The sequence below is a fragment of the Mycobacterium decipiens genome, assembly GCF_963853665.1.
GTDB classification, from domain to species: domain Bacteria; phylum Actinomycetota; class Actinomycetes; order Mycobacteriales; family Mycobacteriaceae; genus Mycobacterium; species Mycobacterium decipiens.
In genome coordinates, this window is record NZ_OY970459.1 from 679,014 (window position 1) to 697,310 (window position 18,297).

Consider the following 18,297-nt stretch of genomic DNA (forward strand, 5'->3'; position numbering starts at 1 on the left):
CGTTGCGCATTGGTCCCGCCGGCCTGACGGCCGACGCGCTGGCGGCCCCAGCACAAGTACGTGGTGGACGATGACGACCGCGCAGATCTGGATGGCCTCGCCACCGGAGGTGCATTCGGCGCTGTTGAGCAGCGGACCGGGGCCGGGGCCGCTACTGGCTGCCGCGACGGAGTGGTCGTCGCTCGCCGCCACCTACGCCGCGGTGGCGGCCGAACTCGGGGAGTTGTTGGCTGCGGTGCAGGCTGGGGTGTGGCAAGGGCCCGGCGCCGAGGCATTCGCAGCCGCGTGCGTGCCGTATCTGGCCTGGTTGAGCCAGACCAGCGCGGACTGCGCCGCGACGGCCGCCCGGCTACAGGTCGTCGCCGCGGCCTACACTGCCGCGTTGCTGGCGATGCCCACGCTGGCCGAGCTGGCCGCCAACCACGTGATCCACGTGGTACTGGTGGCGACCAACTTCTTTGGGATCAACTCCATCCCGATTGCGGTCAATGAGGGCGACTACGTGCGGATGTGGGCTCAGGCGGCCACCGCGATGGCGACCTACCAAGCGGTATCCAACTCGGCGGTGGCGTCGACGCCGCAGACCGCGCCGGCCCCGCGAATTCTGAAATTCGATGCCCAGACCCAGAACTCCGGGAACTCGACCGACCCCAGGGGCCGGGACCCGGTGGATGATTTCATTGCGGAGATCCTGAAGATCATCACCGGTGGTCGCGTGATCTGGGACCCCGAGGCCGGCACGGTCAATGGGCTCCCCTACGACGCATACACGAACCCCGGCACCCTGATGTGGTGGATTGCGCGAACCCTCGAACTAGTTCAGGATTTTCAAGAGTTCGCCAAACTGCTGTTCACACATCCAGTGCAGGCTTTCGAGTTCCTCGTCAACCTCATCCTGTTCGACTGGCCAACCCACATCCTGCAGCTGGCAACCTGGCTGGCCGAGAACCCGCAGCTGCTCGCGGTTGCGCTCACCCCGGCCGTCTCCGGGCTGGGGGCGGTAGCCGGGTTCGCGGGGTTGGCTGGCTTGACCCCCGCGCCCGCTGTGCTGTCCGCCGCCGCGCCCGCGGCGGCCCTGCCCGCAATGTTGCCGGTCCTCGGGACGGCTCCGACGGTCACCGCGCCGGCCACCGGCGCCTCCTCGGGCGCGGCGCCCGCCACCTCGACGGGCACCGTTGCGCCCGCTCCGACGTCGGCGTCGGTGCCCCCACACGCCGGGGGCTTTCCCCCTTACCTCGTCGGCGGCGGTCCGGGTATCGGCTTCGGTTCGGGGATATCTGCCCGCGCCAAGACGTCCGAACCCGCCTCGGATGCGGCCGCGGCCGTGGCCGCACCACGGGCGTCGGCTCGCGAGCAGGAGCGACGGCGTCGCCGGAAGGCGGCGAAGGCACGCGGATACGGCGACGAGTTCGTCGATATTGACTCAGGTTTTGGCCCGGAGGCGCCGGTACCGGACGATCAGCAGGGCGCTTGGGCATCGAATCGGGGTGGGGGCGCGCTGGGGTTCGCCGACACCGTGGGCAAAGGCACGGTGGCAGCGCCGGCGGGATTGACCACGCTGGCCGGTCATGAGTTCGACGGTGGCCCGCGGATGCCGATGGTGCCCGGTACCTGGGATCATGACCCAACATGATGAGCCCGCGGCAGCGCGGACCTTCTTCACAACGCCGCGACGTCGCGCATGATGTCGTTGAGTTCGCGTACCGGCGCCCCGCAGGTCAGGCAGAACGCGCCCGGGGAGCTGCTGAGCCGGCCCACATGCAGCTGAGTTTCGGCCTCGACGTGCCATAGGCACGCAATGCACAGGATCTCGATGCTGTTCCCGAATGGGTCGAGGTCCGGATGGTTGCATTCGTCCACGGCATGCAGATGCACCACATAGCTCGCCCGGTTGGTGCACCCGGCTGCGGACTGGCAGGTGATCCCCCGCCAGTCGAGGGCCGCTAGCGTGTCGGGGATCTCGTTGCCGGGTGCTTGGCTCATGCGACGCGCTCCAGCGTCGCAACCACGTGGTCCATGACGGTTACCTGCGCCTGGCCACGGCACGGTAGCCCGGCGGTGGCTGGGCTACCGATAACTGGGTCGTGCATGGCCTTTGTCCTGGTGGTACGCGATCGATCGTCCAATTCAGTGGGTGATGGATCTCACTATTCCGTAGCCGGTCCGCAGAATCAATCCACCGAACGGCTTCTCATGGGTGCAACGGCCTGTCCCCCGAAGGGGGGACACCACTTTCCGGTTACGCCCAGTTCCACACCGACATGTCGCCGGCGGGGTATCCGTTGCACACCTCGGTGCCTTTGGCGACGACGCCCTTGTTGTTGAAGAAGATCTTCATGTGATTGACCCAGGCGAACGTCAGCGGATCGCCGTTGTAAAAGTGCTCGGAGTAGTCCCGGCGCTCCGCGGGAGACAGCGAGAAAAACCAATGCGCCTTGTTTATCGTCGCTTCCTGAAGGTTTGCGTGGTTGTTGAAGTCGATCATGTACCGCTGGTAGTACACCGGGCTGGTATCCCGCACGGCCGCCAGATACTGTTCGGCGTCGCAAGTGGTCGCGATCATTCTGCGCGGTACCGGGAAATCCTCCGTGGAATCGGCCGCGGCGGTCGCGGGGTAGATCGCGGCGGCTAGGCCGAGGACCAGAGCAAAGGCGCCTGCACGCAGGCCGTTATTCAGCCGAGACATATCGATTACGGTAGCACTTTCGGGCCCCGGGGGAGGGTCGGATGACAACGTTAATAGGCCATCTCACTATATGCCGCTATCAGGAACAATCACGTGGGCCGGATCGGGTCGAAGCTCCGGCGGGGCCTGGCTGTAGTCGCCGAACGGGCCGTCGCGGCGCTCGACCGCGGCACGCACGCCTTGGGTTTGGGCGGTCCGGATGAACTCGAGCGCGTCCGGGGTGTTGCGCATCAGCCCGTCGAGGATGCCGCCCAGCATCTGGGTGGAGGCCAAGCCCATGTTTTCGTAGGCCTGGTTGACGATCAGCTTTTGGGCGCGCAATTGCGACAACGGGATTCGCGCCAGTTCGGCGGCGATCTCGGCGACGCGAGCTTCGAGCCGCTCGAACGGCACCGCCTCGTTGATCAGCTCGACTTCGGCGGCTTGGCTGCCGGTCAGCGGCCGGCCCGTCAGCGAGTGCCATTTGACCTTGGCAAGGCTGAGCCGATACAGCCACATCCCGGTCAAATAGGCCCCCCACATGCGGCTATACGGGGTTCCGATCACGGCGTCGGTGCTGGCGATCACGATGTCCGCGCACAGCGCGTAGTCGCTGGCTCCGCCGACGCACCAGCCATGCACCTGCGCGATCACCGGCTTGGACGCCCGCCAGATGGCCATGAACTTCTGCGTCGGCCCAGTCTCGTGCGCGGTCACCATGGCGAAGTCCTTGCCCGGATCCCATTGTCCGTCGGTCATCATGGCGTCGCCCCAATGGCCGAAGCCGCCGCCGAAGTCGTAACCCCCGGAGAAGGCGCGGCCGGCGCCGCGCAGCACGACGACTTTGATGTCCTGGTCCCGCTCGGCCAGCCCGATGGCGGCCTCGATCTCGTCGGGCATGGGCGGGACGATGGTATTGAGCTGCTCCGGGCGGTTCAATGTGATGGTCGCGACCGGGCCGGCGGTCGTATACAACAGCGTCTGGAAATCCGTCATAGCTAGCCTCCGAGCATCCGGTGCAGGAACGCGTAACTCAATGCCGACTTGAAGGCGAGTTGTTCGTTGTCGGCCGCGCCGCCGTGTCCGCCCTCGATGTTTTCGTAGTACCAGACCGGGTGGCCGGCGGCCTGAAGGGCCGCCGTCATTTTGCGGGCATGGCCGGGATGCACCCGATCGTCGCGGGTGGAGGTTGTCATCAGGACGGGCGGGTAGCTCCGGTTCGCCGAAATATTCTGGTATGGAGAGTATTCGGAGATGAACTCCCAGTCGTCCGGGTTGTCCGGGTCGCCGTACTCGGCCACCCAGGAGGCGCCGGCCAGCAACAGGTGATACCGCTTCATGTCCAGTAGTGGCACGTCACAGACCAGCGCGCCGAATTTGTCCGGGTACTTGGTCAGCATGATGCCCATCAGCAGGCCACCGTTGCTGCCGCCCCGCGCGCCCAGCTGCTCGACCGTGGTGATGCCGCGGTTGACCAGATCGGTGGCTACCGAGGCGAAGTCCTCGGCGACCTTGTGTCGGCCCTCGCGCATCGCCTGCGTGTGCCAGCCGGGCCCGTACTCGCCGCCGCCGCGGATGTTGGCCAGCGCATAGGTGCCCCCGCGGGCCAGCCACAGCCGGCCGAGCACGCCGTCATACGCCGGTGTCCTGGACGTCTCGAATCCGCCGTAGCCGCTCAACAATGTGGGGCCGGGCTTGCCGGAGCGGTCGGCATCGGCGGGGCGCACGACGAAGTACGGGATCGACGTGCCATCGTCTGATGTCGCGAAATACTGTGCCACAGTGATGTTTTCGGCGTCGAAGAAAGCAGGTGCGGATTTGACCTGGTCCAATAGCCCGCCATCGGTGCCGCGCATCAGTCGTGACGGCGCGTCGAATCCGCTCGAGTCGAGGAAGAACTCGTCGCCATGACTGTCGGCGGCGACGACGACAGTGTTGGTGGCAGCCGGGATACCCGAGAGCGGTTCGCGTCGCCAGCTGCCAGGAGTTGCGATCTCGACACGGCTGGCCACGTCGGCCAGGGTGACGACCAGGAGCCGGTCTCGGGTCCAGCTGTATTGATACAGGGCAGTGTGCTCGTCGGGTTCGAACACCACTCGTAATTCCGCTGTGCCGGCAAGGAATTCGTCGTAGTTGGCGGCCAGCAGCGAGCCCGCAGTGTACGTGGTGGCGGCTATCGTCCAGTCGGTGCGCAGCTCGATCAACAGCCAGTCGCGGTGAACCGACAAGCTCGCGTCGGTGGGCGCATCGATTCGGATCAGCTCCGAGCCACGCAGTTCGTAGACCTCTTCGTTCCAAAAATCGAGTGCCCGCCCCAGCAGGATGCGCTCGAATCCGGGCGTCCGGTCCGCCGAGGCGCTGACGCGGACGTCGGTTCGCACGCCCTCGAACACCGTCTCTGCGTCGTCCAGCGGTTTGCCGCGGCACCACCGCTTTATCACCCGGGGATAGCCGGACGTGGTGAGCGAGTCGGCGCCAAAGTCCGTGCCGACCAGGACGGTGTCCGGGTCCACCCAGGTGATCTGGGACTTGGCCTCCGGCAGCTCGAACCCGTCAGCGACGAATTCGCGTGTCAGCATGTTGAATTCACGCACGATGGAGGCATCCGAGCCGCCTGGGGATAGGCCGATCAGTGCGCGCGTGTAGTCGGGTTCGATGACGCCGGCACCGGCCCACACCCACCTCTCGTCGTCTACTCGGCCCAGTTCGTCCACATCGACCAACACATCCCATTCGGGGGAGTCGGTACGGTAGCTGTCCAGGGTGGTGCGCCGCCACAACCCGCGCGGGTTGGCTGCGTCGCGCCAGAAGTTGTAGAGACGCTCGCCGCGGCGGCCCACATAGGGGATTCGGGTATCGGTGTCGAGCACCTCGAGCGCCTCGGTGCGCATCCGTTCGAACTCCGCGTCGCAGAACTGGGCCATTGTCGGCTCGTTGCGCGCACGCACCCAATCCAGCGCTTCTCCGCCGGTGACGTCCTCGAGCCATAGGTAAGGGTCAGTGCCGTCCGGGGCAGCCTCAGGTGTCATGGAAGCCATTGTGGCCCCGGCGGTAGTGTGAGCTGTATTACATGATTTGACGAGGAGCCGAATAAGATGACTGTCTTTTCCCGTCCCGGTTCGGCCGGGGCGCTGATGTCATATGAATCCCGGTACCAAAACTTCATCGGGGGCGAGTGGGTCGCGCCGGCGGCGGGGCGCTACTTCGAGAATCCGACGCCGGTGACCGGACAGCCGTTCTGCGAGGTGGCCCGCTCCGACGAGGCCGACATCGACAAAGCGCTCGACGCCGCGCACGCGGCGGCGCCGGCGTGGGGCAAAACGGCGCCGGCCGAGCGGGCGGCGATCCTGAACAAGATCGCCGACCGCATCGAGGCAAACACCGCGTCGTTGGCACTGGCCGAAGCCTGGGACAACGGCAAACCTATCCGGGAGGCGCTGGCCGCCGACATCCCCCTGGCTGCCGACCACTTCCGGTATTTCGCCGGGGCGATCCGGGCCCAGGAGGGTTCGTTGTCGCAGATCGACGACGACACCGTCGCCTACCACTTCCACGAGCCGCTCGGGGTGGTGGGTCAGATCATCCCGTGGAACTTCCCGATATTGATGGGCGCCTGGAAGCTGGCACCGGCGCTGGCCGCCGGCAACACGGTGGTGCTCAAGCCGGCCGAGCAAACACCGGCGTCGATCCTCTACCTGATGTCGCTGATCGGCGACGTGATCCCATCGGGCGTGGTCAACATCGTCAGTGGCTTCGGTGTCGAGGCCGGCAAGCCGCTGGCGTCTAGCAACCGGATCGCCAAGGTCTCGTTCACCGGGGAAACCACCACCGGGCGGCTGATCATGCAGTACGCGTCGCAGAACCTGATCCCGGTCACCCTGGAACTCGGCGGCAAGAGTCCCAACATCTTTTTCTCCGACGTGATGGCGGCCCACGACAACTTCCAGGACAAGGCGCTGGAGGGGTTCACGATGTTCGCCCTCAATCAGGGCGAGGTGTGCACCTGCCCGTCGCGCAGCCTGATCCAGTCCGACATTCACGACGAGTTCCTGGAGCTGGCGGCGATCCGCACCAAGGCGGTCCGTCAGGGCGACCCGCTGGACACCGAGACGATGCTGGGTTCGCAGGCCTCCAACGACCAGCTGGAAAAGATCTTGTCCTACATCGAGATTGGCAAGGGCGAGGGCGCGAAGATCATCACCGGCGGCGAGCGCGCCGAGTTGGGTGGTGACCTGTCGGGCGGCTTCTACATGCAGCCGACGATCTTTTCCGGCAACAACAAGATGCGCGTTTTCCAGGAGGAGATCTTCGGGCCGGTGGTGGCGGTGACGTCGTTCACCGACTTCGCCGACGCGATGGGCATCGCCAACGACACCCTGTACGGACTGGGGGCCGGCGTGTGGAGTCGTGACGGCAACACCGCCTACCGGGCCGGCCGCGAGATCAAGGCCGGCCGGGTGTGGGTCAATTGCTACCACGTGTACCCGCCGCACGCGGCGTTCGGTGGCTACAAGCAATCCGGCTTCGGCCGGGAAACCCACAAGATGGCGCTCGACCACTACCAGCAGACCAAGAACCTGATGGTGTCCTACTCGGACAAAGCGCTCGGGTTTTTCTGATGCGCTCGCCGAGTGCTCCCCCGGGTGCACTCATCACCACGGCTGCCGCCGAGCTTTTGGCCCAGCTGCAGGACCGCCATGGTCCGGTGTTGTTCCACCAATCCGGCGGCTGCTGCGACGGGTCGTCCCCGATGTGCTATCCGCGCGCGGACTTCCTCATTGGAGACCGCGACGTTCTGCTGGGTGTATTAGACGTCGGGGCGGACGGGGTGCCGGTGTGGATCTCGGGTCCGCAGTACCAGGCCCACTATCGGGGAGAGAAACGCACCCAGCTGGTCATCGACGTGGTGCCGGGGCGCGGTGGCGGGTTCAGCCTGGAAGCGCCCGAGGGCCTGCGCTTTCTCAGTCGAGGCAGGGTCTTCACCGACGCCGAGAAAGCCCAGCTGCAAGCCCAACCGGTGATCACCGGTGCCGGCTACGCGCGTGGCGAACGGCCCTCGATGCGGGGTTTTGTCGTCAATCTTGACAACGACAATGCCGCGCCGAGAGCGTGCCCGGCCAATCGGCTATAACCGCAGTAAGGTCGTAGGGCGTGATCCCCCTTCCACGGGCGTGGTCGCTGACCAGCGCCATGCTGGTCGGCAATGCGATTGGGCTGCTGGCGGGAGTGGCGTGCACCGTGTTGGTGCATGCCCGGATCCGCCCGGACATCGTCATTGCCATGGTGGTCGGAATTCCCGGTGCGATCGGACTGTTGGTCATCCTGTTTTCCGGGCGTCGCTGGGTGACGATGCTGGGCGCGTTCATCCTGGCGTTGGCGCCGGGTTGGTTTGGTGTGTTGGTTGCGATCCAGGTGGCGTCCAGTGGCTGACGACAAGTCGGCACCAGGTACCGAGCCGTTTGTGCCGGATTTCGACACCGGCACGCACTCGCAGCCGTTGCTATCGCTGGTCGGTGACCAGCAGGGGGCAGGAATATCCGGGCCCGAGGGTTCGTCAGCGGCCGCCGCCTTGTCGGCTACCGCCGAGTCACCGGCCTCCGAGCCGGCCGCCACGCCCGCGCAGTCGGTTACGGTACCCGGCCGGTATGTCTACCTGAAGTGGTGGAAGTTTGTTCTGGTGGTCCTCGGCGTATGGATCGGCGCCGCGGAGGTCGGGCTGAGCCTGTTCTATTGGTGGTATCACACCCTGGACAAGACGGCGGCCGTATTCGTGGTCCTGGTCTATGTCGTCACGTGCGTCGTGGGGAGCTTGATCTTGGCGATGGTGCAGGGCCGGCCGCTGATCTCGGCGCTGTCGCTCGCGGTGATGTCGGGGCCGTTTGCCTCGGTGGCAGCCGCGGCGCCGCTGTACGGCTATTACTACTGCGAACGGATGAGCCACTGCCTGGTCGGGGTCATTCCGTACTAGAGCGGTTGCCGGACCTACCCGCGCTCAGGCCGCATCGAGATGAGGCCGTCTGATCGTGGAAAGTCTGTGCACTGTGCATAGTGCCTGGATGAAATATTGCCCTTGAGCCGCTGTGTTTGCGGGGCACACACCGCGATCGCCTGACAAATTCGGCGTGACGAGCTGATGGCCGATTTCGCGGTCCGGGTGGGGTGGCGGGCGCGGCGGGTGGCTCTACGGCAATGGCGGCGCCGGCAGCGTCCAGGACGGGCCCGACGGGACCGGTGGTGGCGGCGGCGCCGGCGGCACGCTCTGCGGCACACCCGGGGCGCACGGGTAGCTATTGGGACTCACCGGCCCGGCGCTGACGGCGGCGTTAACCTACTGGGTCGTTTCTGTTGAGTACCTGACCATTAGGGTAGTGGCCGTGACTCACTATGACGTCGTCGTTCTCGGAGCCGGTCCCGGCGGATATGTCGCGGCGATTCGTGCCGCACAGCTCGGCCTGAACACCGCAATCGTCGAACCGAAATACTGGGGCGGAGTCTGCCTCAACGTCGGTTGCATCCCATCGAAGGCCTTGCTGCGCAACGCCGAACTCGCCCACATCTTCACCAAGGACGCCAAGACTTTTGGCATCAGCGGCGAGGCGAGCTTCGACTACGGGATCGCCTACGACCGCAGCCGGAAGGTGGCCGAGGGGCGCGTCGCCGGCGTGCACTACCTGATGAAGAAGAACAAGATCACCGAGATCCACGGATACGGCCGATTTACCGATGCCAACACGTTGTCGGTCGAATTGAATGACGGTGGTGCGCAAAGTCCCCTGACGGTCACGTTCGACAACGCCATCATCGCCACCGGCAGTAGCACCCGGTTGGTTCCTGGCACCTCGCTGTCGACCAACGTCGTCACCTACGAGGAACAGATCCTGTCCCGGGAGCTGCCGAAGTCAATCATCATCGCCGGCGCCGGCGCCATCGGCATGGAGTTCGGCTACGTGCTGAAGAACTACGGCGTCGATGTGACCATCGTGGAGTTCCTCCCGCGCGCGCTGCCCAACGAGGACGCCGACGTGTCCAAGGAGATCGAGAGGCAGTTCAAGAAGCTGGGCGTAAAGGTCCTCACCGGAACGAAAGTCGAGTCTATCTCCGACGATGGTTCGCAGGTCACGGTGACCGTCAGCAAGAACGGTAAGTCCGAAGAGCTCAAGGCCGAGAAGGTGTTGCAGGCCATCGGGTTTGCACCCAACGTCGAGGGCTATGGCCTGGACCGGGCCGGCGTAAAGCTGACCGAACGCCAAGCCATCGGCATCGACGACTACATGCACACCAATATCGACCACATCTACGCCATCGGCGATGTCACCGGGCTACTGCAGCTGGCGCATGTTGCCGAGGCCCAAGGTGTGGTGGCGGCTGAAACCATAGCCGGCGCAGAGACTTTGGCTCTCGGTGACTACCGCATGTTGCCACGTGCGACGTTCTGCCAGCCGCAGGTAGCCAGCTTCGGGCTCACCGAGCAGGAGGCCCGCGACGACGGCCACGACGTCGTGGTCGCCAAGTTCCCCTTCTCCGCGAACGCCAAGGCGCACGGCATGGGCGACCCCAGCGGGTTCGTCAAGCTGGTGGCCGACGCCAAGCACGGCGAGCTGCTGGGCGGGCACCTGATCGGCCACGACGTGTCCGAGCTGCTGCCGGAGCTCACGCTGGCACAGAAGTGGGACCTGACGGCCAGCGAGCTAGCTCGCAACGTCCACACGCACCCCACGATGTCCGAGGCGCTACAGGAGTGCTTCCACGGCCTGGCGGGCCACATGATCAATTTCTGAGCAACGATGCCGAGCACCAACACCCCCCAGATCATTATGGGTTCCGTCGGTGGCGTGGTTACCGGTTATGTCCTTTGGCTGGTGGCCATTTCGATCGGCGATGACCTCACGACGGTGAGTCGGTGGAGCTTGATGGTGTTGATGCTGTCGATCGTGCTGGCAACCTGCGCGGCAGCGGGGGGCTGGTGGCTGCGTTGGCGCGGTAAGAAGCTCTGGGCGGCGTTCGCATTCGGGCTGCCGATTCTTCCCGTGGTGCTGACTTTGGCGGTGCTGGCCGACATCTACTTCTGACGCTTACCGCGGGTTGTCCAACGGGATCTCGAGCGCGGTTATCGTCGCGGCCAGCCCATCGTATTGGGTTGCAAGCATGCAGAATTCGATCAACTGACGCCGATTGAGGTGGCTTGCCAGCCGCTGCCAGGTATCGTCGGCGATCGACCGCTCCTTGATTAGGTCATCGGTCGCGGACAACAGCGCCTGCTGGCGGGCACTGAGCACTCTTCGGGGCCCGTCACCTCCCGGAACTTCGGGCCAGGCAAAGATAGTGGCTTGCGTTTGCGCGTCCAGCCCCGCGCGGCGCGCCATCCGGCGATGATGCTGCAGTTCATATTCGCACGCGCGCAGATGCGCGACGCGAAGGATCACCAGCTCGGTATCGACCCGCGGCAGCCGTCCCCGCAGCAGCAGGCCGCCATAGATCAACCACACCCAGAACAGAACCTGGCGGTGCCCCAACGTGGTGAATAGGTGCATCTCCGGTGCCCGGACAGCGCGCGCACCCAGCTTGGCGAGCACCCAGTTGACGGGTCCCAGCTGGCGCAACTGGCCCGACGGCAGGCGCGCGAGTTGAGGGCCGCTCACGCTTGTTTCACCAGATATGGGGACACGGTGCTGCGGTGCTCATCAAGATCCAGTGCCCGTCCCAGCGCGGGGAAAGCGCGCTGGGGACAGTTGTCGCGTTCGCAGACTCGGCACCCCGCGCCGATCGGTGTGGCAGCAATATTCGGGTCGCCCGACAAGTCGAGTCCTTCCGAGTAGACAAGCCGGTGTGCGTGGCGGAGTTCGCAGCCCAGCCCGATCGCGAAGGTTTTCCGGGGCTGACCATACCGTGCGGCGCGCAGCTCAACGGTGCGGGCCACCCACAAGTAGTTGCGGCCGTCGGGCATCTGGGCGATCTGCACCAGGATCTTGCCCGGGTTGGCAAAGGTCTCGTAGACGTTCCAGAGCGGGCAGGTGCCGCCACTAGAGGAGAAGTGGAAACCGGTGGCCGACTGACGCTTCGACATGTTTCCCGCCCGGTCGACCCGGACGAAGGTGAACGGCACCCCCCGCATTGAGGGCCGTTGCAGTGTGGACAGCCGGTGCGCGATGGTCTCGTAGCTCACCGAGTAGAACGCGGACAGGCGCTCGACGTCGTAGCGGAAGTTCTCGGCGACGTCGTGGAACTGACGGTAGGGCAGCACGGTGGCCGCAGCGAAGTAGTTGGCCAACCCGAGCCGGGCCAGGGTATGCGACTCGGCGCTGGTGAACTTGCCCTCGGTGACCATGCTGTCGATCAGGTGGCCGAACTCCAGATATGCCAACTCGGCGGCCATCTTGAACATCTGCTGACCCGTCGAGAGATGGTTGCCGATTTCCAGCGTCTTGGTCTTGGGGTCGTAGCGGTGCAGCACGGTGTCGCCGAGATCGACCCGCTTGGTAATGCGCACCCCGTGGATCTCGGTGAGCCGGCGGGTCAACTCGTGGGCCAGGTCGCCGTGATGCATCCGCATCTGGATCGTGAGGTCCTCGGCCGCGGCGTCCAGCTCATGCAGATAGTTCTGGCGTTGGTAGAAGTAGTCGCGCACTTCTTCGTGCGGCATGGTGATTGAGCCGCGGCCACTGCCGTCGGAGAATCGCTCCTCGGTAGCCGCGGCGAGTTGCGCGGTGGTGATCCGGTAGCGCCGATGCAGATTGACCACCGCACGGGCCAAGGCGGGATGAGCACTGACCATTTCGGCGACTTCGGGCGGGTCGATGTCGATATCGAGATCGCGGTCCATCGTTACTTCTCGGAGTTCGGCGACCAACCGGGTGTCGTCCTGCGGGGCGAAGAAAGTCGCGTCCACCCCGAAGACCTCGGTGATCCGGAGCAACACGGCCACTGTCAATGGGCGGACATCGTGTTCGATCTGGTTAAGGTAGCTGGGCGAGATCTCCAGCATCTGGGCCAACGCGGCCTGGCTAAACCCGCGCTCGCTGCGCAGCTGGCGAACGCGCGCACCGACGAACGTCTTGGACACCCAGTCGAGAGTACTCGGCGCTGTGAAGGCGCTATTTGCAGAGTTGGCACGGGGACGCGATTGGTGTTTCCGTGATGTCATTGGCATGATTTCGCAACGGCAATCTCAGGGTGAGCCTGAGATTCCGACGAGGAGTAACCGGGAGCAAAGCCGTGAGCCTGGATAAGAAGTTAATGCCCGTGCCCGACGGTCACCCCGACGTGTTCGATCGCGAATGGCCACTGCGCGTCGGCGACATCGATCGCACCGGTCGGCTGCGATTGGACGCCGGAGCCCGTCACATCCAGGACATCGGCCAGGATCAGCTGCGTGAGATGGGCTTCGAGGAGACCCATCCGCTGTGGATCGTCCGCCGCACCATGGTCGACCTGGTCCGCCCGATCGAGTTCGGCGACATGCTGCGCCTACGGAGGTGGTGTTCGGGCACCTCGAACCGGTGGTGTGAGATGCGCGTGCGCATCGACGGACGCAAGGGCGGCCTCATCGAATCCGAAGCTTTCTGGATCAACATCAACCGGGAGACCCAGATGCCGGCGCGCATCGCCGACGACTTCCTGGCGGGTCTGTACAAGACCACGGCTGTCGAGCGGCTGCGGTGGAAGAGCTATGTGCAGCCGGGAAGCCGTGACGACGCGACGGAAATCCACGAGTTCCCGGTCCGGGTCACCGACATCGACTTGTTCGACCATATGAACAACTCGGTGTATTGGAGCGTCATCGAGGACTACTTGGCGGCCCATCCCGAGCTACTTCATGGACCGTTGCGCACCACCATCGAACACGAGGCGCCGGTTGCGTTGGGTGACAAGCTGGAGATCATCGCGCACATTCACCCGGCGGGTTCCACCGATCAATTTGGTCCCGGCCTGGTTGACCGCGCTGTTACAACGCTCACATACGCGGTGGGGGACGAGACGAAAGCGGTCGCCGCGCTCTTCGCGCTGTAGCGGCACGCCGCTGCCTCGAATTTCTCTGCTGACCTGCGGATTTGTGGTTACTGGCCGGTAGCTACTGAAACGGTTCAGTTCGTGGGCGCCTTCGCAAACTTTGCAAAAACGCCCAAAGTTGTTGCCGAAATTGGCAAGTGAAACGGGTGGACCGCGATCGACGGACTATGCCATCGTCGAGTTAGCACACCAGTGAAGTTGAGCCCGAGTTGAGCCAGTGGCGCCGCCGGACGACGGTGCCGCATCGACGTTCGGCAAGCAATGCCGCAATGCAAGACCGTTAGGAGCAAGCGCCATGTCTGTCGTTGGCACCCCGAAGAACGCGGAGCAGGTCCAGCACGAATGGGACACCAATCCCCGGTGGAAGGACGTCACTCGCACATACACCGCCGCCGACGTCGTTGCCCTGCAGGGCAGCGTGGTCGAGGAGCACACGCTGGCCCGCCGCGGCGCGGAGGTGCTGTGGGAGCAGCTGCACGACCTGGAGTGGGTCAATGCGCTGGGCGCCCTGACCGGAAACATGGCCGTCCAGCAGGTGCGTGCGGGGCTGAAGGCCATCTATCTGTCGGGCTGGCAGGTCGCCGGCGACGCCAATCTGTCCGGCCACACCTACCCCGACCAGAGCCTGTACCCGGCCAACTCGGTGCCACAGGTGGTCCGCCGGATCAACAACGCGCTGCAGCGCGCCGATCAAATCGCCAAGGTCGAGGGCGACACCTCGGTGGCGAACTGGCTGGCGCCGATCGTCGCTGACGGCGAGGCCGGTTTCGGTGGCGCGCTCAATGTCTACGAGCTGCAGAAGGCCCTCATCGCCGCGGGTGTCGCGGGTTCGCACTGGGAGGACCAGTTGGCCTCGGAGAAGAAGTGCGGCCACCTGGGCGGCAAGGTGCTGATCCCGACCCAGCAACACATCCGCACGCTGACCTCGGCCCGGCTGGCCGCCGACGTCTGCGATGTGCCGACGGTCGTGATCGCTCGCACGGATGCCGAGGCGGCCACACTGATCACCTCCGACGTCGACGAGCGCGACCAACCGTTCATCACCGGCGAGCGCACCAAGGAAGGGTTCTACCGCACCCGCAACGGCATCGAGCCCTGCATCGCGCGGGCGAAGGCCTACGCGCCGTTCGCCGACCTGATCTGGATGGAGACCGGAACCCCCGACCTCGAGGTCGCGCGCCAGTTCTCCGAGGCGGTCAAGGCGCAGTACCCGGACCAGATGCTGGCCTACAACTGCTCGCCGTCGTTCAACTGGCGTAAGCACCTTGACGATGCCACCATCGCCAAGTTCCAAAAGGAGCTTGCCGCAATGGGATTCAAGTTCCAGTTCATCACGCTGGCCGGCTTCCATGCCTTGAACTACTCGATGTTCGATCTGGCCTACGGCTACGCCCGCAACCAGATGAGCGCCTACGTGGAGTTGCAGGAGCGCGAGTTCGCCGCCGAGGAGCGGGGCTACACCGCGACCAAGCACCAGCGCGAGGTCGGCGCCGGTTACTTCGACCGGATCGCCACCACCGTCGACCCGAACTCGTCGACCACCGCGCTGACCGGTTCCACCGAAGAGGGCCAGTTTCACTGAGTCCGCAAGCGGTGTTCGCCCGGCCCGGCCACCAGACGTAGACTCGCACTTTTGCAAGCGTGATCATGCGACTCTGCGTCTGGTCGCGGGTGGAATGAGAGAGAACAGGCAGTGAGCAAAGCAGCGATCCGGCGCGTCGGGGTTGTCGGGGCCGGCCAGATGGGCTCTGGCATCGCCGAGGTGTCCGTGCGTGCCGGCGTCGAAGTGACGGTGTTCGAGACCACCGAGGCGCTGATCACCGCGGGACGCAACCGCATTGTGAAATCGCTCGAACGTGGCGTCAGCGCGGGCAAGGTGACCGTACCCGAGCGCGACCGAGCGCTCGACAAACTGTCCTTCACCACCGATCTGAACGATCTGGCCGATCGGGATCTGGTGATCGAGGCCATTGTCGAGGACGATGCCATCAAGGCCGGGATCTTCACCGAACTCGACCGGATCGTCATCGATCCCGACGCGGTGCTGGCCTCGAACACCTCCAGCATCCCGATCATGAAAATAGCCGCGGCCACCAAGAACCCCCAGCGGGTGCTGGGCCTGCACTTCTTCAATCCGGTCCCGGTGCTGCCACTGGTCGAGCTGGTCAGCACGCTGGTCACCGACAAAGCCGCCGCGGATCGCACGGAGGAGTTTGCCAGCTCGGTGCTAGGCAAACAGGTCGTGCGCTGCTCCGATCGATCCGGCTTTGTGGTGAACGCGCTGCTGGTGCCGTATCTGTTGTCGGCGATCCGGATGGTGGAGGCCGGGTTTGCAACGGTCGAAGATGTCGACAAGGCCGTCGTTGCCGGGCTGTCGCATCCGATGGGCCCACTGCGACTTTCCGACCTTGTTGGCCTCGACACCCTGAAGCTGATCGCTGACAAGATGTACGAGGAATTTAAGGAGCCGCAGTACGGACCGCCACCGCTGTTGCTGCGGATGGTTGAGGCGGGTTTGTTGGGCAAGAAATCAGGTCAAGGTTTCTACCCGTACTGAAGTGTTTGAACGGTCCCGGACCCGATGCATGCCGAGATCACCGGGCTGAGATGGCGCGGTTGCGGTCGTGTGACAGCTGTTGCATACATCGGGTAGTATTTTCGCGGTCTACAGATGAGAGGTTCTGCCGGCATGACTGAGTTGAGACCCTTTTACGAAGAGTCGCAATCGATTTACGACGTTTCCGACGAGTTTTTTTCACTATTCCTAGACCCCACGATGGCCTACACATGCGCGTACTTCGAGCGCGAGGACATGACGCTCGAAGAAGCGCAAAACGCGAAGTTCGACTTGGCGCTGGGCAAGTTGAACCTTGAGCCCGGGATGACGCTGCTCGACATTGGCTGCGGCTGGGGTGGTGGGCTGCAACGAGCGATCGAGAAGTATGACGTGAACGTCATCGGTATCACACTCAGTCGCAATCAGTTCGAGTACAGCAAAGCCAAACTGGCGAAAATTCCCACCGAGCGCAGCGTGGAGGTGCGGCTGCAGGGCTGGGAAGAGTTCGCGGACAAGGTCGACCGGATTGTCACCATTGGCGCGTTCGAAGCCTTCAAAATGGAGCGCTATTCCGCGTTCTTCGAGCGCTCCTACAGCATCCTTCCCGATGACGGCCGGATGCTGCTGCACACGATTCTGACGTATACGCAGAAACAGATGCACGAAATGGGCATCAAGGTGACGATGAGTGACGTGCGATTTATGAAATTCATCGGCCAGGAAATTTTCCCGGGTGGACAGTTGCCGGCGCAGGAAGACATTTTCAAGTTCGCGCAGGAAGTCGGATTTTCCGTAGAAAGAGTGCAATTGCTGCAGGAGCATTACGCGCGGACGCTAAACATCTGGGCGGCGAATCTCGAGGCCAACAAGGACCGCGCTATTGCTCTCCAGTCCGAAGAAATCTATGACAAATACATGCACTATCTGACTGGATGCGAGAACTTTTTCCGTAAGGGCATCAGCAACGTGGGACAGTTCACGCTAACCAAGTAGCGCACCGCAGCGGCTCAAGCCGGGTGCTGTTTCGGGCCCGGCGAAGAGCCGGCGTGCCGCGACCGCGTCGAATGCCCTATTCCTGTTACTTTTCCAACGTGAACTGGTCGATGTCGGTGTAACCCTGGCGGAACAGCTTCGCACAGCCGGTCAGGTACTTCATGTAGCGGTCGTAGACCGTCTGCGATTGGATCGCGATGGCCTGATCCTTGTTAGCCTCGAGTGCTGCGGCCCACGTGTCCAGCGTCCTGGCGTAGTGCAGCTGCAGTGACTGGACCCGGGTCACCCGGAAACCGACCTTCTCGGCGTGCTCTTGCACGGTCGGGACGGACGGCAGCCAACCCCCGGGGAAGATCTCGGCCAGGATGAACTTGGTGAAGTGAACCAGTTCGCGGGTCAACGTTAGGCCCTTTTCCCTGCCTTCCCGGAAGGTGGGGCGCACGATGGTGTGCAGCAGCATTACGCCGTCGGCCGGCAACGCGCGGTGGGTCACCTCGAAGAAATGGTGGTAGCGCTGATGGCCGAAGTGCTCGAACGCACCGATCGAGACGATGCGGTCGACGGGCTCGTCGAACTTCTCCCAGCCCTCCAGTAACACTCGTCGGGAGCGTGGGGTGTCCATATTGTCGAACATCTTCTGGACATGGCCGGCCTGGTTCTCCGACAACGTCAGGCCCACAACATTGACGTCGTACTTCTCGATGGCGCGTCTCATGGTGGCGCCCCAGCCGCAGCCGATGTCCAGCAACGTCATCCCGGGCTCGAGCTTCAGCTTGCCCAGCGCCAGGTCGATCTTGGCGATCTGGGCCTCCTGAAGCGACATGTCGTCGCGCTCGAAGTAGGCGCAGCTGTAGGTCTGGGTGGGATCCAAGAAGAGCCGGAAGAAGTCGTCGGAAAGGTCGTAGTGGGCTTGCACGTTTCCAAAATGCGGCGTGAGCTGCACGGACATACCGATTTGAGCCTTTCTGTGTCCCGAGGCTTGCATCTACTTGCCCCGACGCACCCCTGGTCTACTCCCGATGCATCCCTTGCATGCTAGCCGCTACGAGTCGGCCCAGCCGCACTCGCCGCCGTG

18 protein-coding genes are annotated in these 18,297 nt (G+C 64.1%); 11 read left to right on the top strand and 7 right to left on the bottom strand.

The features are described 5' to 3' along the window. The first annotated feature begins 70 nt into the window (after positions 1–70). The gene (locus tag AADZ55_RS03090; RefSeq protein WP_085323655.1) at positions 71–1,633 is read left to right on the top strand and encodes a PPE family protein; all 1,563 of its coding nucleotides are present in this window, start codon (positions 71–73) and stop codon (positions 1,631–1,633) included. A gap of 26 nt (positions 1,634–1,659) precedes the next feature. Here the strand turns inward: AADZ55_RS03090 and AADZ55_RS03095 are convergent, their stop codons facing one another. The 4 genes from AADZ55_RS03095 to AADZ55_RS03110 form a co-directional block, all read right to left on the bottom strand. Further along, positions 1,660–1,983, bottom strand: a complete 324-nt coding sequence (locus AADZ55_RS03095; protein WP_085323654.1) for a hypothetical protein — start codon at positions 1,981–1,983, stop codon at positions 1,660–1,662. A gap of 256 nt (positions 1,984–2,239) precedes the next feature. Beyond that, positions 2,240–2,686, bottom strand: a complete 447-nt coding sequence (locus tag AADZ55_RS03100) for a DUF5078 domain-containing protein (protein ID WP_085323653.1) — start codon at positions 2,684–2,686, stop codon at positions 2,240–2,242. A gap of 66 nt (positions 2,687–2,752) precedes the next feature. After that, positions 2,753–3,661, bottom strand: coding sequence for a crotonase/enoyl-CoA hydratase family protein (locus AADZ55_RS03105; protein ID WP_085323652.1), 909 nt, complete (start codon positions 3,659–3,661; stop codon positions 2,753–2,755). Positions 3,662–3,663: 2 nt separating this feature from the next. Beyond that, positions 3,664–5,694, bottom strand: a complete 2,031-nt coding sequence (locus AADZ55_RS03110; RefSeq protein ID WP_165759336.1) for a prolyl oligopeptidase family serine peptidase — start codon at positions 5,692–5,694, stop codon at positions 3,664–3,666. Between the two features lie 66 nt (positions 5,695–5,760). Between AADZ55_RS03110 and AADZ55_RS03115 the strand changes: the two genes are divergently transcribed. The 6 genes from AADZ55_RS03115 to AADZ55_RS03140 all read left to right on the top strand — a co-directional run bounded on the left by AADZ55_RS03115 (position 5,761) and on the right by AADZ55_RS03140 (position 10,734). After that, positions 5,761–7,284, top strand: a complete 1,524-nt coding sequence (locus tag AADZ55_RS03115) for an aldehyde dehydrogenase family protein (RefSeq protein WP_085323650.1) — start codon at positions 5,761–5,763, stop codon at positions 7,282–7,284. Then, a complete protein-coding gene (locus tag AADZ55_RS03120) occupies positions 7,284–7,796 on the top strand; it encodes a DUF779 domain-containing protein (RefSeq protein WP_085323649.1) in 513 nt (170 codons plus the stop codon). The genes AADZ55_RS03115 and AADZ55_RS03120 overlap by 1 nt, the downstream gene beginning before the upstream one ends. A gap of 20 nt (positions 7,797–7,816) precedes the next feature. Then, entirely contained in the window at positions 7,817–8,095 is a 279-nt protein-coding gene (locus AADZ55_RS03125) for a putative holin (protein ID WP_207569019.1), read from the top strand. Then, positions 8,088–8,633, top strand: a complete 546-nt coding sequence (locus AADZ55_RS03130) for a hypothetical protein (RefSeq protein ID WP_207569018.1) — start codon at positions 8,088–8,090, stop codon at positions 8,631–8,633. The genes AADZ55_RS03125 and AADZ55_RS03130 overlap by 8 nt, the downstream gene beginning before the upstream one ends. 406 nt (positions 8,634–9,039) lie before the next feature. Next, entirely contained in the window at positions 9,040–10,443 is a 1,404-nt protein-coding gene (gene lpdA / locus AADZ55_RS03135) for a dihydrolipoyl dehydrogenase (protein WP_085323773.1), read from the top strand. Between the two features lie 6 nt (positions 10,444–10,449). After that, a complete protein-coding gene (locus AADZ55_RS03140; protein ID WP_119184887.1) occupies positions 10,450–10,734 on the top strand; it encodes a hypothetical protein in 285 nt (94 codons plus the stop codon). Positions 10,735–10,737: 3 nt separating this feature from the next. Here AADZ55_RS03140 and AADZ55_RS03145 read toward each other — a convergent pair whose 3' ends face one another. Both AADZ55_RS03145 and ramB read right to left on the bottom strand, forming a co-directional pair. After that, positions 10,738–11,304 carry a carboxymuconolactone decarboxylase family protein gene (locus tag AADZ55_RS03145; protein WP_085323648.1) on the bottom strand — a complete coding sequence of 189 codons (567 nt, stop codon included), beginning with the start codon at positions 11,302–11,304 and terminating at the stop codon, positions 10,738–10,740. Next, a complete protein-coding gene (gene ramB / locus AADZ55_RS03150) occupies positions 11,301–12,725 on the bottom strand; it encodes an acetate metabolism transcriptional regulator RamB (RefSeq protein WP_085323647.1) in 1,425 nt (474 codons plus the stop codon). Before ramB ends, AADZ55_RS03145 begins: the two co-directional genes overlap by 4 nt. Before the next feature lie 152 nt (positions 12,726–12,877). Between ramB and AADZ55_RS03155 the strand changes: the two genes are divergently transcribed. From AADZ55_RS03155 to AADZ55_RS03170, 4 genes are all read left to right on the top strand, one after another. After that, positions 12,878–13,672: an acyl-[acyl-carrier-protein] thioesterase gene (locus AADZ55_RS03155; protein ID WP_085323646.1), complete on the top strand. Its 795-nt coding sequence runs from the start codon at positions 12,878–12,880 to the stop codon at positions 13,670–13,672. A gap of 295 nt (positions 13,673–13,967) precedes the next feature. Then, complete coding sequence (gene aceA, locus AADZ55_RS03160) at positions 13,968–15,254, top strand: isocitrate lyase (RefSeq protein ID WP_085323645.1); 1,287 nt, start codon at positions 13,968–13,970, stop codon at positions 15,252–15,254. A 111-nt stretch (positions 15,255–15,365) separates the two neighbouring features. After that, positions 15,366–16,229, top strand: a complete 864-nt coding sequence (locus tag AADZ55_RS03165; RefSeq protein WP_085323644.1) for a 3-hydroxybutyryl-CoA dehydrogenase — start codon at positions 15,366–15,368, stop codon at positions 16,227–16,229. Positions 16,230–16,361: 132 nt separating this feature from the next. Continuing rightward, a complete protein-coding gene (locus AADZ55_RS03170) occupies positions 16,362–17,222 on the top strand; it encodes a cyclopropane mycolic acid synthase family methyltransferase (protein ID WP_085323643.1) in 861 nt (286 codons plus the stop codon). 85 nt (positions 17,223–17,307) lie between these two features. On the opposite strand, the gene pcaA is transcribed toward AADZ55_RS03170, so the two are convergent. After that, positions 17,308–18,171, bottom strand: a complete 864-nt coding sequence (gene pcaA, locus AADZ55_RS03175) for a cyclopropane mycolic acid synthase PcaA (RefSeq protein WP_085323642.1) — start codon at positions 18,169–18,171, stop codon at positions 17,308–17,310. Between the last annotated feature and the right edge of the window lie 126 nt (positions 18,172–18,297).

What these genes read in the sequence shown, in the direction of transcription:
- AADZ55_RS03110 (WP_165759336.1), bottom strand. Translation starts at nt 5,694, where the DNA reads ATGACACCTGAGGCTGCCCCGGACGGCACTGACCCTTACCTATGGCTC.
- AADZ55_RS03090 (WP_085323655.1), top strand. Translation starts at nt 71, where the DNA reads ATGACGACCGCGCAGATCTGGATGGCCTCGCCACCGGAGGTGCATTCG.
- AADZ55_RS03095 (WP_085323654.1), bottom strand. Translation starts at nt 1,983, where the DNA reads ATGAGCCAAGCACCCGGCAACGAGATCCCCGACACGCTAGCGGCCCTC.
- pcaA (WP_085323642.1), bottom strand. Translation starts at nt 18,171, where the DNA reads ATGTCCGTGCAGCTCACGCCGCATTTTGGAAACGTGCAAGCCCACTAC.
- AADZ55_RS03170 (WP_085323643.1), top strand. Translation starts at nt 16,362, where the DNA reads ATGACTGAGTTGAGACCCTTTTACGAAGAGTCGCAATCGATTTACGAC.
- aceA (WP_085323645.1), top strand. Translation starts at nt 13,968, where the DNA reads ATGTCTGTCGTTGGCACCCCGAAGAACGCGGAGCAGGTCCAGCACGAA.
- AADZ55_RS03100 (WP_085323653.1), bottom strand. Translation starts at nt 2,686, where the DNA reads ATGTCTCGGCTGAATAACGGCCTGCGTGCAGGCGCCTTTGCTCTGGTC.
- AADZ55_RS03140 (WP_119184887.1), top strand. Translation starts at nt 10,450, where the DNA reads ATGCCGAGCACCAACACCCCCCAGATCATTATGGGTTCCGTCGGTGGC.
- AADZ55_RS03115 (WP_085323650.1), top strand. Translation starts at nt 5,761, where the DNA reads ATGACTGTCTTTTCCCGTCCCGGTTCGGCCGGGGCGCTGATGTCATAT.
- AADZ55_RS03120 (WP_085323649.1), top strand. Translation starts at nt 7,284, where the DNA reads ATGCGCTCGCCGAGTGCTCCCCCGGGTGCACTCATCACCACGGCTGCC.
- AADZ55_RS03105 (WP_085323652.1), bottom strand. Translation starts at nt 3,661, where the DNA reads ATGACGGATTTCCAGACGCTGTTGTATACGACCGCCGGCCCGGTCGCG.